Genomic DNA, 13,141 nt, shown 5'->3' with positions numbered 1-13,141 from the left:
CTGCTCTATGCCTTGGCGCTTGTTTTCACGCAATTCCGAACGGAAACCGCTTTACACTTTTCCTGGAATTGCTTCAGGCTAGAGCAGACCCATGACCCCCGCTACGAAAGAAGAAATCCGCGACGCCTTCCGGCGTGGCATCGCCGTCGCGATCGCGGCCGCGCCATTTGCCGTCCTGTTCGGCGCCGTGGCCGTCGACAACGGCCTCTCCGTCGCGGAAGCCGCGCTGATGAGCGCGACCCTTTATGCCGGCGCGAGCCAGCTCGTCGGCGTCGAGCTGTTCAACCACAGCGTCGCGCCCTGGCTGGTGGTCCTGTCGATCTTCGCGGTCAATTTCCGCCATGTGCTCTATTCGGCGGCGATCGCGCCGCATATCCGCCATTTCACCTTCTGGGAAAAGGCGACCTCGCTGTTCCTTCTCACCGATCCGCAATTCGCCGAGACCGAACGGCGCGCCGATGCGGGAATCCGTGTCGGCTATGTCTGGTCCATGGTGCTCGGCCTCAGCGTCTACGTGCCCTGGCTGTGCCTGACGGTCGTCGGCGCCTTCCTCGGTAACCTGATCGGGGATCCCAAGGCCATCGGCATCGATGTGCTGCTGCCGATCTACTTCATGGGGCTCGTGCTGGGCTTCCGCAGCCGGGCGAACTGGCTGCCGGTCGTGCTCGCCTCGGCGGCAGGCTCGATCCTTGCGCTGCATTTCGTCGGCTCTCCCTGGCATGTCAGCCTCGGCGCGCTCGCCGGCATCGCCGTCGCCGCGGTCCTGCCGCTGGAGGACAAGGAAAGCGCGGTGCCGGCCGGCGAGACCGTGGAAGGGGAGGCGTGATCATGGATACGCTGTTCCACACGCAGACGCTGCTGATCATCGCCGCCGGTGCCATCGCGACCTATTTCACCCGCGTCGGCGGCTACATCTTCATCACGCGCATGAAGCGTATCCCGCCGCGCGCCGAAGCGGCGCTGAACGCCGTTCCGGCGGCGGTGCTCACGACGCTCGTCGCACCGGCCGCCGTCACGGGCGGGTTCGATGTCAGCCTCACCATGGCGATCGCTTTTCTGCTCGGCCTGCGCATCGCGCTGCTGCCGATGCTGGCGGCGGGTTGGATCGTCGTGATGATCCTGCGTCACGTCATCGGCTGATCGGGGCGGTCGCCTTCTCGAGCCAGGCCTTCGTCGCATCGTCCGACAGGAGCGGCAGCAGCTTTTCGCGCGTCTCGGCGTGATAGGCGTCGAGCCAGGCAAGTTCTTCGTCCGTCAGCAAGGCGGGCAGGACGAGCCGGCGGTCGATCGGGCAGAAGGTCAGCGTCGCAAAGCCGAGCATGTCCATGTCGCCGCCCTCGACGGGCGCGGCCGGCAGGACATGGACAAGGTTCTCGATGCGGATGCCGAAGCTGCCGGGACGATAGTAGCCCGGCTCGTTCGAGAGGATCATGCCGGCAAGCAGTTCCTGCGTCGAAAGCCGGGATATGCGCTGCGGGCCTTCGTGCACCGAAAGGTAGGAGCCGACGCCGTGGCCGGTGCCGTGGGCGAAATCGGCGCCGGCTTTCCAGAGCGCAATGCGGGCGAGGGGATCGAGGTCGCAGCCGCGCGTGCCCTTGGGGAAACGCGCCGTGCTGATGGCGATCATGCCCTTCAGTACCAGCGTGAAGAAGCGTTTCTGCTCTTCCGGCACCGCGCCAATGGCGACCGTGCGCGTAATGTCCGTCGTGCCGTTGATATATTGCGCGCCCGAATCGATGAGGAACATCGTGCCCGGCTCGATGGTCGCATCCGAGGCGGTCGTCACGCGGTAATGCATGATGGCGGCATGGGCGCCGGCGCCGGCGATGCTGTCGAACGAGACGTCCTTCAGCGGGTTCTGCTGGCGCTCTCCGACGCTACGGCGTACGTCCTCAAGCTTCTTGGTGACGGCGATTTCGGTCTGCGTGCCGGACGTGGTGCCGTCCAGCCAGGCGAGGAACTCGACCATCGCCGCGCCGTCCTGAAGATGGGCGCGGGCGGAGCCCTGGAGCTCGACCTCATTCTTGCAGGCGCGGGGCAGGCGGGCGGGATCTGCCGCTTCCACCAGCGTGCCGCCTTTGGCGCGCACGATCTCCGCGAGCGCGAAGGGAGCGTGGTCCGGGTCGATCAGGATGCGCTTGCCTTCGGCCGAGAGCGCCGCGATCGCCTCGTCGAACTGCGAGGGCGGCACGAGGTCGGCAAGCTGGGTGAGGTAGGCCTCCTGCTCGATGCCGGTCTTGCGCTTGTCGAGGAAGAGCTGCGGCCGGCCGTCCGTCGGGATGATGGCGCGCGCCAGCGGATGGGGCGTATGCGGGACGTCGCTGCCGCGGATGTTGAAGATCCAGGCGATGGAGGAGGGGTCGGTGACGGCGAGCGCATCCGCGCCAACCTTCGCCGTCGCCTCGGCCATCTTCACCAGCTTGTCCCTGGCAAGTTCCCCGGCATGGTCGATCGCCTGGATGGTGACGCGGCCGAGCGGTTCGGCCGGACGGTCGGTCCAGGCCTTGTCGAGCGGATTGTAGGGTAGGAACACCAGTGTGCCACCGACGCCGGCGAGCGCCTTTTCAAGCCGGCGCACTTCGGCGCCGGTGTGCAGCCAGGGATCGATGCCGAGGCGGAAGCCCTTCGGCGCATGGTTCTGCAGCCAGAGATGCGGCGGTTCGCCGACGAGGTCGCCACCGGCAAAGACGCTGCCGTCCACCTGTTCGGCAAGCTGCGTGACATAGCGGCCGTCGACGAAGACGATCGCCTGGCCCCGCATGACGAGCGCGACGCCGGCCGAACCCGTGAAGCCGGTCAGCCAGGACAGGCGCTCGGCGCAGGCCGGCACGTATTCGCCCTGGTATTCGTCGGCGCGGGGCACGAGGAAGCCGTCGATGCCGAGCGTATCGAAGGAGGCGCGCAGGGCATCGGCCCGTTCGCGGCCGAATTCGGGCGTGGAGGTGACGTCGAAACTCTGGAACATGGGGAGACTTCCGATAGGGCTATGAATCGTGCCGGCAATCTAGCCCATCCCCTTGCCGCGTCAAAGGCGGGAAAGGGACCGCGCATCCTGTCCGATTGGTGTTTCAAGAGGTATCGAATTGGACTTATGCGCTCAGCGCATGGCACCCATGCCTCAAAAGGGACTATCTCTATTTTTTCTATCGATTATAAGCAGCGCCAACGAAGCGAACGCAAAACGCGCTTCAAGCGAAACGAAGTGAAAGTTCCTCCAGTCCTTCGTGTCGCACATAGCTAGGTGTTCCGATCAGGCGTCTTGCCGGTCACTCCTCCTCCCTCCTCCGGGAAGGCGCTCGGAACACATAGGCCCGCTTGAGCACTCCTCCTCCTCAAGCTCGCGGGCAGGTCGGTTCGCCGGCCATAGGCGGTGCCTCTGGCACCGCCTTTTATTTTGCCCTGATGCCAGCCGGCCGAAGCGGGGTGCGCGCACCCCGCCAAGCTTTGCGATTCAACGCCTGTTGTCGAGATGGATAGTCACCCAGCCTTCGCGCCAGAGCGTGCGCACATGGCGCAGGCCGACGCCGTTATAGGCGGCGAGCACCTTCCAGCGCTGCGAGGCGAGAATGCCCGAAAGGATGACGTCGCCGCCGGGGGCGAGCTGTGCGGCAAGCTGCGGCGCCATGCGCATCAGCGGGCGGGCGAGGATGTTGGCGATGATGAGGTCGAATGGGCCATGACGGCCGAAGGCGGTTGAGTGGAAGCCCGGCGCCGTTTCCAGCGCGATGCCGGAGGCGATGCCGTTGAGGCGCACATTCTCGCGCGCGACGCGGGTGGCGACGGGGTCGATGTCCGTTGCCAGCACCGCGGCCGGCGCCAGCTTGCGCGCGGCGATCGCCAGCACGCCGCTGCCGGTGCCGAGATCAAGCACGCGCTTGACCTTGCGGGCGCGCATCACGTTGAAGATGACCTCGAGGCAGCCCGCCGTCGTGCCGTGATGGCCGGTGCCGAAGGCCTGTCCGGCATCGATCTCGATGGCGATCTCGCCGGAGCGGGCGGTGCCGCGGTCATGCGAGCCGTGGACGACGAAGCGGCCGGCGCGGACGGGCTTCAAGCCTTCCAGCGACTTGGCGATCCAGTCGATGTCAGGCAGTTCCTCGCGCTCGATCGGCGCATCGGGAAAATCGGCGGCGAGGAGGGCAGCGAAACGGTCGCGGATCTCCGCCTCGTCCGGCCGGAACATGTAGACGGAGGCTTCCCAGACGTCGTTCTTCTCGTCGATCTCCATCGTCGCGATGGCGTAGCCCTCGTCCTCGAAGGCGTCGGTCATCAGCGAGAGCGCGGCGTCGGCCCCCTTTTCGGTCGTGGTGATGTAGAGGCGGATTTCGCTCACGGCTCGCGGTCCCTGTTGTTTCAGGTGCGCCTAGCATGTCCGGCAGCCGAGGGCAAAGGCGATCCTAGCCCTTGATCAGGTTTGAAAGCTTCTCTTCGGCGACTTCAGGATTTTCGCCGTACGCAATGGTGCCCTTGAAGCGGCCTTCGGCGTCGAGCAGGAAGACGGAGGCCGTGTGGTCCATCGTATAGTCGCCGTCGGGCTTGGCCTCGTCGAGCGGCACCTTGCGGTAGTAGACGCGGTAACCCTTGACCATCTCCAGCACCTTGTCCGTCGGGCCGGAAATGCCGGTGATGCGCTTGGAGACATTGCCGACATACTGGCCGATGAGTTCGGGCGAGTCGCGTTCCGGATCGACGGTCACGAAATAGGCCTGCAGCTTCGAGCCGTCGGGATCGACCTTGGCGAGCCAGCCGTCGAGCTCGAACAGCGTGGTCGGGCAGACTTCCGGGCAATGGGTGAAGCCGAAGAACAGGGCGGTCGGCTTGCCGGTGAAGGCCTTCTGCGTGATCGGCTTGCCGTCCTGCGCGACGAGCTCGAAAGGCACGCCGAACGGGCCGCCCGCGACCTCGTCCTTGGCCCGGGTCATTTCCAGCGTCAACCAGCCGAGCAGCGCGGCAACGAGGGCGACGGCGATCCAGAGTACGAGGCGCAGGGTCTTCATGGCAGTCCTTCGGTAGGGCTATGGCGGCGGAAACCGGTTGCCGGTTTCATAGTCCTTCGCCGGTAGCCGCGCAAACGGGCCAATTGCCGCAAGGAGGGCAAAGGCGAAGGGCTCGCGCAATCGTGATCAGAAGCACCAGGACATGCCGGATTCGGCAAGGCTGAGGAATATCGCCGGCCCATGTTCCAGCCAGCCGGCAAAGGCGGCGGTGGCGGCCATGACGCCGAGCCCCAGCGCGATGAGCGCGACAGGCAGAACGGTGTATCGGCGGGCGGTCTTGTCCATGCGCGAAACATAGCACGATGCGGCTCGTTTTGAAACCGGCGGCACCTGCCGCAACGTGAGGCGCCGCGCCCGGCGGGAATCCATCGAAATCGGCTAAAATACGCCTTTTGGCAGGCAGGCCTTAGCCTTTGTTTAATCTCTCTTTGCCACGCTCCAACCCAAGCGCAACAGGCCCCTGACGGCTTCAGGACATGACGTCCGCCGCGCGCCGGAAAACGGCGAGCTGCGCATCTCAACAGTTCATTCCCCTGTGGGAAGAGGTCTTGTCCATGTCCAACGCCATCAAGCAGTCCGGCGCCTATCTCGAAATCGTCTCCTTCCATCTGGGCGAGCAGGAATTCTGCATCGACATCATGGCCATCCGCGAAATCCGCGGCTGGGCGCCGGTGACGCCGATGCCTCATACGCCGCCCTACGTGCTCGGGCTCATCAACCTGCGCGGCGCGGTGATCCCGGTCATCGACATGGCCTGCCGCCTCGGCATGAAGATGACGGAACCCTCCGAGCGCTCGGCGATCATCGTCACCGATATCGCCGGCAAGCTTGTGGGCCTCCTCGTGGAGCAGGTCTCCGACATGATGACGATCAAGAGCGAAGCCCTGCAGCCGGCGCCGGAAATCATTCCGGAGGCCCAGCGCGCCTTCTGCCGCGGCATCGTCGCGCTGGAGAAGTCGATGGTGTGCTTCCTCAACCTCGACACCGTCATCGCCGACGAACTCGCCCAGGCCGCTTAAGGGGCGGAGGGCAGGATTTCGGGTTTCAGCATCCGGCCGAAAGCGGGCGGATGCATTCTGCCGTCCATCGTTTTGAATTAAACGTATCAAATTTAAAAACCTTGATCTTGCCCCATTTCGGCAGGAACCAAACGTAGACGCTTCCGTTTTCTCCCTGCTTCTCGCAAACGAAACAGTGGAGAATACCCATGAAGAAGACCGTTACCATCGCCCTTGCTTCGCTTCTCGCCGTATCGCCGGTTGCGGGCATCGCCTATGCGCAGGACACCACCACCGGCGTGGCCGCCGACACGATGTCGACGAATTCAATCACGGCCGACAAGGTGAGCGTGGTCACCATTCCCTCGCTCGAGGCCGATGAAAGCCAGCGTTCCGAGGCTGATCGCCTGAGCATGAAGTCGAAGGATCCGGCCGCCCTGGAAAAGGCCCAGGCCGATCTCCAGGCCGATCCGGCGCTGGCGCAGATCCTGACTTCGCAGAACGTCCAGCTTGAAAACGTCGTCGAGATCAAGACGGCGGCTGACGGCGGCAAGATCGTCTACGTCAAGTAATCCCATCGACAGACAGGAACGCCCCGGCCAGCGCCGGGGCGTTTTTTCATGGCTTGCCGTTCGTCCAGGTGACGTTCTGGCCATAGAGCGGCACGGTGGAGATGGACATCTTCGCCGAGCCCTCCGTCAGCTCACGCGAATGGGCGAGATAGATCAGCGTGTCGTTCTTCCTGTCGTAGATGCGGGTGACGATCAGCGATTTCCAGATGAGCGACAGGCCGGACTTGAAGACCTCTTCGCCCTCCCTGTCGAGTTCGATGTCGCCGATGGTGATCGGGCCGGTCTGCTGGCAGGAAATGGCATTGTTCGACGGATCCTCGAACCAGTTGCCCTTCTTCAGCCGGTCGATGACGGAACGGTCGAAATAGGTGACGTGGCAGGTGACGCCGGAGACTTCCGGATCGCTCACGGCGTCGATGTAGATGTCGTTGCCGATCCAGTCGACGCCGACCTTGCCGACCGTTTCGGCGGCCGCGGGGAGGGCGGCAAAGGCCAGAAGGCCGGCGGCAAGCGCGGTGCGCAGGCGAGGGATGGAAAGCGTGAGCGGCATGGCGGGTCTCCTTGTTCCCTTGACAGGTAAGGTTGTCTGCCCGCCGCTTGCAAGCCGTCCCATCAGGATTTTGCCGCGGCGATGGTCGCGCGCACCGCGTCCTTGTCCGTCAGCGTCAGTTCGTATTCCCGATCCTTCTCCGTGCCGCCCATGCCGACATGCGGATTGCGGAAGGCCATGCCGCTCGGCACGGTCGTGAGCGCGGCGAAGTGCAGTTCGGCAAGGCCGGCCTCGTCGCGGACCTTGCTTATGTTCTGCGCATCGAGCGCGCCGCAGCCCATGATGACGATGCGGCCGGCGGCCTGTTCGACGGCGCTCTTCAGGATCGCGATGCCCTCGACGGCCGTGTCGCGCTGGCCGGAGGTCAGCACCCGGTCGACGCCGCAGCGCACGAGCGCTTCCAGCGCCTCGCCGGCATCCGCCGTCATGTCGAAGGCGCGGTGGCAGGTGACGGACATCGGGCGCGCAGCCTCGACCAGCGTCGTGGTGCGCGCCTCGTCGATCCGGCCGTCCGGCGTCAGGCAGCCGATGACGACGCCGGAAACGCCCTCGTCGCGTAGCGCCCGGACGTCTTCCACCATCGTCTCGAATTCTGCGTCGGAATAGAGGAAGTCGCCGCCGCGCGGGCGGATAATGACGTGGACGGGAATGCGCGCAGCCTTCACCGCGGCGCGGATGGTGGCAAGGCTCGGCGTCAGGCCGCCCTCCATCAGGCTCGCGCAGAGCTCGACCCGGTCGGCGCCGGCTTCCTGGGCGGCGAGGAAGCCGTCGATGCCTTCGACGCAGAGTTCGATGAGGGGCTTTGTCATGAAATTTCTCGGGATTTGAGGGTCAGGCTTCGCGCCAGACGGTTTTCAGGAGCCGCAGCCAGTTCTCGCGGCAGAGCTTTGCAAGGTCGTCCTCGCCGTAACCGGCTCCGCGCAGCGCTTCGACCAGCGCCTGGTTGCCGGCGGCGTCTGTAATGGCGGCGGGGATGGTCGCGCCGTCGAAATCCGAGCCGAGCGCCACGCAGTCGATGCCCATGCGGTCCACCATGTGGTCGATGTGGCGCACCATGTCGGTGAGCGGCGTGTCGGCGTTTTCCAGCCCGTCCGCACGCAGCATGGTTGTGGCATAGTTGAGGCCGGCAATGCCCTTGCGCTCGCGGATCGCATCGAGCTGGCGGTCGGTGAGGTTGCGCGAGATCGGCGTCAGGGCATGGGCGTTGGAATGGGTGGCGACGAGCGGCTGCGTGCTTTCGCGCGCCACATCCCAGAAGCCCTTTTCGGTGATGTGGGCAAGGTCGATCATGATGCCGAGCCGGTCGCATTCCTTCACCAGCGCGACGCCGGCATCGGTCAGGCCCGGGCCGGTATCGGGCGAGGAGGGGTAGGCGAAGGGCACGCCATGGCCGAACCCGTTGTGCCGGCTCCAGACGGGGCCGAGCGAGCGCAGGCCGTTGGCATGGAAGGTTTCGAGGTTCGAGAGGTCCTCGGCGATCGGCTCGCAGCCTTCGATATGGAGGACGGCGGCAAAGCGGCGCTGCTTCATCGCCGCGCGGATATCGGCGGTGCTGCGGCAGATGGCAAGGCCGCCGGCCTGCTCCAGCCGGGTGGCGATATCGGCCATTTCAAGCGCGATCCTCAGCGCCGCGTCGTGCGCGCGCGGGCCGACCATCGGGATGTCGTAGTGGCCGTTTTCGTCCACCACACGGGCGGGATAGTCTTCTTCCGGCGGGACGAACATGGCGCAGAAGCCGCCGGCAAGGCCGCCCTTGAGCGCCCGCGGGGCGTCGATATGGCCCTTGTCCGTGCCGCCGACGAATTCGGCGATCGGGTCCTCGCCCTTTTGCGCATTCTCCCAGAGGCGCAGGAGAACGTCGTTGTGGCCGTCGAAGATCAATTGCATGTGCCGCACTGCCTTTCGTCACGCAATTCCGTACTGGATTGCTCCTGTCTTACCGGTCGGTAGAGCCGATTCCGCCGCGGGCCGCAAGGACCGCGGGCCGGATCAGGCGGCGAAGACCGGCGTGCCGGCGATCCAGGTGGAGACGACGTTCACGCCGTCGTCGATGACGGTGAAGTCCGCGTCGTGGCCATGCGTCAGGCGGCCCTTGCGGCCGGTCATGCCGATCGCCTCGGCAGGATAGAGCGAGGCCATGCGCAGCGCCTCTTCGAGATCGATGCCCACGATGTCGCGCATATAGCGTATGCACGAGGCCATATCGATGTCAGCGCCGGCAAGCGTGCCGTCGGCGAGCGTCAGGCGGCCGCCTTCGCGGAAGATTTCGCGGCCGTTGAGGAAGAAGCTCGTCATGTCCGTGCCGATGGTCGACATGGCATCGGTGACGAGGAAGACGCGGCCGGGGCCGCGCTTGGCCCTGAGCGCCATGCGGATCGTCGCGGGATGGACATGGAAGCCGTCGGCGATGAGGCCGGCATTGAGATGGCCGAGGTCGAGCGCCGCGCCGACCATGCCGGGTTCGCGGTTGCCGAGCTGGCTCATCGCATTGAAGAGGTGGGTCATCATGCTCGCGCCCGCCTCGACGGCGGATTGCGCGGTCTCGTAACCGCAATCGGAATGGCCGAGGCTGACGGTGACGCCGGCGGCATGGAGCGCGGCGATCTGCTCGTTGGTGGCGTTTTCCGGCGCCAGCGTCATCAGGAGGGCTTCGAGACCCTTGCGGGCGGCGATGGTGCGGTCGAGATCGGCCGCATCCATGGGACGGATGAGGGCCGGGTCGTGCGCGCCCTTGCGGGCGATGGAAAGGTGGGGGCCTTCGAGGTGAAGGCCGAGGAAGCCGGGCACCGCCGCCTCGCGCGCGGAAAGGCCGGCGGCGATGGTCCGTTCCGTGACCTCGCGGTTGTCGGTGATCAGCGTCGGCAGGAGCGCGGTCGTGCCGAAGCGGGCATGGGCGGCGCAGATGGTGCGGATGCCTTCGAGATCTGGCTGCTCGTTGAGCAGCACGCCGCCACCGCCATTGACCTGCAGGTCGATGAAGCCGGGGACGAGCGAGAGCCCGTCCATCGGCACCGTGCGGGCATCGCCCGGCACGTCGCGCGGCCGGACAAGGCCGACGACCTTGCCGTCATCGAGAAGCAGCACACTGTCCTCGTGCCACAGATCGCCGTCGAAGATCCGGGCGCCGGTAATGGCGGTGAGCGCTGTCATCGGGTTTCCGTCACTTTCTTGAGGTTGACCGGCTTGTCCGGGTCGAGGCCCTTGCCGCGCGACCAGGCCTCGATGAAGCCGTAGAAGGGCACGATCAGCGCCAGCGCATCAGTTATGGGATGACCGGTGGCGACGAAGGGCAGTTTTCGCGCGCTCTTGGCGCCGGCCGCCGTGATGCCGACATAGGCGCCGCGCTCGGCAAGGCCGTCGGCCATGCCGGTGACGGAGGCTTCCGCGGCATCGCGGGCAGCAAGCGCGATGACCGGGAAGGCCGGGCCGACGAGGGCGACCGGGCCGTGCAGCACTTCGGCCGAGGAATAGGCCTCGGCATGCATGCCGGAGGTTTCCTTGAACTTCAGCGCCGCCTCGCTGGCGATGGCAAGTCCGGGGCCGCGGCCGAGCACGTAGAGCGACTGGGCCTCCTTGAGGTCGCCGGCAAGTTCGGACCAGTCGAGCGCAATGGCCCTGGCGAACTGTTCCGGCAGGTCCTTCACGGCGCGGTCGAGATCGGCGTCGCCCGTCCATTCGGCGAGAACGGCAAGGCCGGCGACGATGGAATTCACATAGGACTTGGTGGCGGCGACGCTGATTTCCGGGCCGGCCGAGAGGTCGAGCGAGTGGCTGCAAGCCTCTGCCAGCGGCGAGGGCAGCGTGTTGGTGAGCGCGATCGAGATCGCGCCGCCCCTGGTGGCGCCGTCGGCCATGGCGACGATGTCAGGGCTCTTGCCGGACTGGGAGATGGCGATGGCGGCGCCGCCGCCGAGCTTCAGCTTCGCGCCGTAGATCGAGGCGAGCGACGGGCCGAGGGAGGCGACCGGGCGGCCGGCGGTCAGCTCGATCGCATATTTCAGGAAGAGGGCCGCATGGTCCGAGGAGCCGCGGGCGACGGTCACGAAGAACTGCGGGTCGCGTTCACGCAGCGCCTTGCCGGCGGCCGCGATGGTGCCGGCGGAATTCTCCAGCAGGCGGGCTGCCGCTTCCGGGATCTCGTTGACTTCTTTGCGCATGTTGGTCTGCATGGAATTGCCTTTGCGTTTGGACGGTCACGTCTCGGACAGCGTCAGTTCGGCGACGAAATCGTAGGCGTCGCCGCGATAGATGGAACGGGTGAACTCGACCACCCGGCCCGAGCGAAGATAGGAGATCCGCTCGATGGAAAGCCCGGCCGAGCCCGGTGGCACGCCCAGCGTCGAGGCATCCGGGTCCTTCATGTTGTAGGCGGAGATGCGCTGCACGGCGCGCACCGGCCGGCAGCCGCGCTTTTCCAGCGCCGCATAGAGCGAGCCCTGCACCTGCAGCGGATCGGGCAGGAACTCGGCGGAGATGCAGGCGCGCTCGATGGCGAGCGGCATGTCGTCGGCGACGCGCAGGCGCCCGAGCCGCGCGACGAGCGCGTCCGCCGGCAGGCCGAGCATCATCATCTCGTCCGGAGAGGGATGGAACAGGCCACGGTCGAGCCATTCGGCGCGGGTGGTGAGGCCACGCCGCGCCATGTCCTCGGTGAAGGAGGTGAGGCGGGACAGCGACTGCTGTACCTTGGAGACGGGCTTGGCGACGAAGGTGCCGGAACCGTGGCGGCGCACCAGGAGGCCGTCCTTGACGAGGTCGTCGACGGCCTTGCGCACGGTGACGCGGCTGACATGGGCGTGATCGGCAAGGTCGCGCTCGGCCGGCAGGGCATCGCCGTAATTGAGCTTGCCGGAGGTGATCGCCTCCTCCAGCGTCTGGCGGAGCTTCAGGTAGAGCGGCCCCGGCACGCCCGATTGCAGGCTGTCCGGCGAGAGGATGGCGGAAAGCGGCGTGGTCATGCGGCGGCTCCCGTGCGTTGCCTGTAGCCCTTGGCGGCGAGCGCCACGGCACCCGTCAGCGCATCGGCCTCGGCCTCCACCAGGATCGAGCGGTGCCGCTCGCAAAGCCATTCGGGATAGATCTGCGCCAGCCCGCCGAGCAGGCAGAGGCGCTCGGCGCCGGCAAGCGCCATGATGGCGTCGAGAGATTCGTTGACCGTCGCCGCGCCGGCCTTGACGATGGCGATCGCCTGCGGGTCGCCCCGGCGCGCATGATCGAAAAGGAGGGGCGCGAAGCGGCCGAAATCGCCGGGCTTGGACAGGCGGGCGAACTCGACGATGCCGCGCGGATCGCCCTTGAATTCATCGAGGATGGCGTCGGTGACGCCCGAGCGCGGGCGCACGCCGTCATGGGCGAGCAGCGCTTCCTGAAGAAGGGCATGGCCAAGCCGTGCGCCGCCGCCGAGGTCGCCGACGGTAAAACCCCAGCCGCCGATATAGCGGACCGTCTCGTTCCTGCGCGCCATATAGATGGAGCCGGTGCCGAGGATCGCCACGGCGCCGTCCTCGTCGCCGATCGCGCCTTGCAGGGCGATCAGGCCGTCGGAATCGATGTCCGTGTGGCGGAAGGGCAGGCGGTCGTGCACGTAGCGGGTCAGGTCGCCGACATTGGTGCCGGCAAGGCCGAGAAAGGCCGAGGCGCCGTTGATGCCGGCCTCGTCCAGCCCCGCGTCGCGATAGGCGGCCTTGGCCGCCTCCGTGATGGAGATGATCGCATTGTTGGGGTCGGTCAGGATATTGGCCGCGCCGCTCTTGCCGCGGCCGAGAATGATGCCGTCCGGGCGTGCGACAGCTGCGCGGCAGCTCGTTCCCCCGCCGTCGATACCGAGAATATAATCCGTCATGGGCACCTCCGAGGACAACGATACCAAAAAAATACCATTAACCAAGGGGTATGGTGGTATCGAAAATGAGCTTTTGTATAAATTATTGATTTTATGCGATAAAAATATTCGGCTGCAAAAAAGTGGTCTTAAAAATTAATTTCCTATGGACAATTGGTATTTTTTTGGCATTAATTTCGGCC

General features: G+C 65.8%; 15 protein-coding genes. 4 read left to right on the top strand and 11 right to left on the bottom strand.

What is annotated here, in order from left to right:
- The first annotated feature begins 91 nt into the window (after nucleotides 1-91).
- On the top strand, nucleotides 92-826 hold the full coding sequence (locus Q9316_RS11455; RefSeq protein WP_306031742.1) for an AzlC family ABC transporter permease: 735 nt from the start codon (nucleotides 92-94) through the stop codon (nucleotides 824-826).
- Nucleotides 827-828: 2 nt separating this feature from the next.
- Nucleotides 829-1,140: an AzlD family protein gene (locus Q9316_RS11450; RefSeq protein WP_306031741.1), complete on the top strand. Its 312-nt coding sequence runs from the start codon at nucleotides 829-831 to the stop codon at nucleotides 1,138-1,140.
- Here the strand turns inward: Q9316_RS11450 and Q9316_RS11445 are convergent.
- From Q9316_RS11445 to Q9316_RS11430, 4 genes are all read right to left on the bottom strand, one after another.
- Nucleotides 1,130-2,965, bottom strand: coding sequence for an aminopeptidase P family protein (locus Q9316_RS11445; protein ID WP_306031740.1), 1,836 nt, complete (start codon nucleotides 2,963-2,965; stop codon nucleotides 1,130-1,132). The two genes, Q9316_RS11450 and Q9316_RS11445, sit on opposite strands and share 11 nt — an antisense overlap.
- A 486-nt stretch (nucleotides 2,966-3,451) precedes the next feature.
- The gene (locus Q9316_RS11440; protein WP_306031738.1) at nucleotides 3,452-4,333 is read right to left on the bottom strand and encodes a 50S ribosomal protein L11 methyltransferase; all 882 of its coding nucleotides are present in this window, start codon (nucleotides 4,331-4,333) and stop codon (nucleotides 3,452-3,454) included.
- 64 nt (nucleotides 4,334-4,397) lie between these two features.
- Nucleotides 4,398-4,997, bottom strand: a complete 600-nt coding sequence (locus Q9316_RS11435; protein ID WP_306031737.1) for an SCO family protein — start codon at nucleotides 4,995-4,997, stop codon at nucleotides 4,398-4,400.
- A gap of 126 nt (nucleotides 4,998-5,123) precedes the next feature.
- Nucleotides 5,124-5,282, bottom strand: coding sequence for a hypothetical protein (locus Q9316_RS11430; RefSeq protein WP_306031736.1), 159 nt, complete (start codon nucleotides 5,280-5,282; stop codon nucleotides 5,124-5,126).
- 269 nt (nucleotides 5,283-5,551) lie between these two features.
- On the opposite strand from Q9316_RS11430, the gene Q9316_RS11425 reads away from it, so the two are divergent.
- Together Q9316_RS11425 and Q9316_RS11420 are read left to right on the top strand one after the other, a co-directional pair.
- Complete coding sequence (locus Q9316_RS11425; protein ID WP_117366518.1) at nucleotides 5,552-6,016, top strand: chemotaxis protein CheW; 465 nt, start codon at nucleotides 5,552-5,554, stop codon at nucleotides 6,014-6,016.
- A gap of 188 nt (nucleotides 6,017-6,204) precedes the next feature.
- Entirely contained in the window at nucleotides 6,205-6,567 is a 363-nt protein-coding gene (locus tag Q9316_RS11420) for a hypothetical protein (RefSeq protein ID WP_306031735.1), read from the top strand.
- Nucleotides 6,568-6,613: 46 nt separating this feature from the next.
- On the opposite strand, the gene Q9316_RS11415 is transcribed toward Q9316_RS11420, so the two are convergent.
- The 7 genes from Q9316_RS11415 to Q9316_RS11385 all read right to left on the bottom strand — a co-directional run bounded on the left by Q9316_RS11415 (nucleotide 6,614) and on the right by Q9316_RS11385 (nucleotide 12,959).
- Nucleotides 6,614-7,117 (bottom strand): CreA family protein, encoded by a 504-nt coding sequence (locus Q9316_RS11415; RefSeq protein WP_306031734.1) that lies wholly within the window; start codon nucleotides 7,115-7,117, stop codon nucleotides 6,614-6,616.
- Nucleotides 7,118-7,179: 62 nt separating this feature from the next.
- Nucleotides 7,180-7,926, bottom strand: a complete 747-nt coding sequence (locus tag Q9316_RS11410) for a copper homeostasis protein CutC (RefSeq protein ID WP_306031733.1) — start codon at nucleotides 7,924-7,926, stop codon at nucleotides 7,180-7,182.
- A 22-nt stretch (nucleotides 7,927-7,948) separates the two neighbouring features.
- Nucleotides 7,949-9,004: a dipeptidase gene (locus Q9316_RS11405; protein ID WP_306031732.1), complete on the bottom strand. Its 1,056-nt coding sequence runs from the start codon at nucleotides 9,002-9,004 to the stop codon at nucleotides 7,949-7,951.
- A gap of 102 nt (nucleotides 9,005-9,106) precedes the next feature.
- A complete protein-coding gene (gene nagA / locus Q9316_RS11400) occupies nucleotides 9,107-10,267 on the bottom strand; it encodes an N-acetylglucosamine-6-phosphate deacetylase (protein WP_306031731.1) in 1,161 nt (386 codons plus the stop codon).
- On the bottom strand, nucleotides 10,264-11,286 hold the full coding sequence (locus Q9316_RS11395) for an SIS domain-containing protein (protein WP_306031730.1): 1,023 nt from the start codon (nucleotides 11,284-11,286) through the stop codon (nucleotides 10,264-10,266). Before Q9316_RS11395 ends, nagA begins: the two co-directional genes overlap by 4 nt.
- A gap of 24 nt (nucleotides 11,287-11,310) precedes the next feature.
- Nucleotides 11,311-12,075, bottom strand: coding sequence for a GntR family transcriptional regulator (locus Q9316_RS11390; protein ID WP_306031729.1), 765 nt, complete (start codon nucleotides 12,073-12,075; stop codon nucleotides 11,311-11,313).
- Nucleotides 12,072-12,959, bottom strand: coding sequence for an N-acetylglucosamine kinase (locus tag Q9316_RS11385; protein ID WP_306031728.1), 888 nt, complete (start codon nucleotides 12,957-12,959; stop codon nucleotides 12,072-12,074). The genes Q9316_RS11390 and Q9316_RS11385 overlap by 4 nt, the downstream gene beginning before the upstream one ends.
- Between the last annotated feature and the right edge of the window lie 182 nt (nucleotides 12,960-13,141).

Origin of the sequence: Shinella zoogloeoides (genome assembly GCF_030733845.1) — a bacterium.
GTDB classification, from domain to species: domain Bacteria; phylum Pseudomonadota; class Alphaproteobacteria; order Rhizobiales; family Rhizobiaceae; genus Shinella; species Shinella zoogloeoides_C.
Note: the sequence above shows the minus strand (reverse complement) of the source record. Positions and strands in the feature narration are given on the sequence as shown.

Bases quoted from the DNA above. Each gene is read 5' to 3' on its own strand.
- Q9316_RS11455 (WP_306031742.1), top strand. From the start codon at position 92: ATGACCCCCGCTACGAAAGAAGAAATCCGCGACGCCTTCCGGCGTGGC.
- Q9316_RS11450 (WP_306031741.1), top strand. From the start codon at position 829: ATGGATACGCTGTTCCACACGCAGACGCTGCTGATCATCGCCGCCGGT.
- Q9316_RS11445 (WP_306031740.1), bottom strand. From the start codon at position 2,965: ATGTTCCAGAGTTTCGACGTCACCTCCACGCCCGAATTCGGCCGCGAA.
- Q9316_RS11435 (WP_306031737.1), bottom strand. From the start codon at position 4,997: ATGAAGACCCTGCGCCTCGTACTCTGGATCGCCGTCGCCCTCGTTGCC.
- Q9316_RS11430 (WP_306031736.1), bottom strand. From the start codon at position 5,282: ATGGACAAGACCGCCCGCCGATACACCGTTCTGCCTGTCGCGCTCATC.
- Q9316_RS11425 (WP_117366518.1), top strand. From the start codon at position 5,552: ATGTCCAACGCCATCAAGCAGTCCGGCGCCTATCTCGAAATCGTCTCC.
- Q9316_RS11420 (WP_306031735.1), top strand. From the start codon at position 6,205: ATGAAGAAGACCGTTACCATCGCCCTTGCTTCGCTTCTCGCCGTATCG.
- Q9316_RS11415 (WP_306031734.1), bottom strand. From the start codon at position 7,117: ATGCCGCTCACGCTTTCCATCCCTCGCCTGCGCACCGCGCTTGCCGCC.
- Q9316_RS11410 (WP_306031733.1), bottom strand. From the start codon at position 7,926: ATGACAAAGCCCCTCATCGAACTCTGCGTCGAAGGCATCGACGGCTTC.
- Q9316_RS11405 (WP_306031732.1), bottom strand. From the start codon at position 9,004: ATGCAATTGATCTTCGACGGCCACAACGACGTTCTCCTGCGCCTCTGG.
- nagA (WP_306031731.1), bottom strand. From the start codon at position 10,267: ATGACAGCGCTCACCGCCATTACCGGCGCCCGGATCTTCGACGGCGAT.
- Q9316_RS11395 (WP_306031730.1), bottom strand. From the start codon at position 11,286: ATGCAGACCAACATGCGCAAAGAAGTCAACGAGATCCCGGAAGCGGCA.
- Q9316_RS11390 (WP_306031729.1), bottom strand. From the start codon at position 12,075: ATGACCACGCCGCTTTCCGCCATCCTCTCGCCGGACAGCCTGCAATCG.
- Q9316_RS11385 (WP_306031728.1), bottom strand. From the start codon at position 12,959: ATGACGGATTATATTCTCGGTATCGACGGCGGGGGAACGAGCTGCCGC.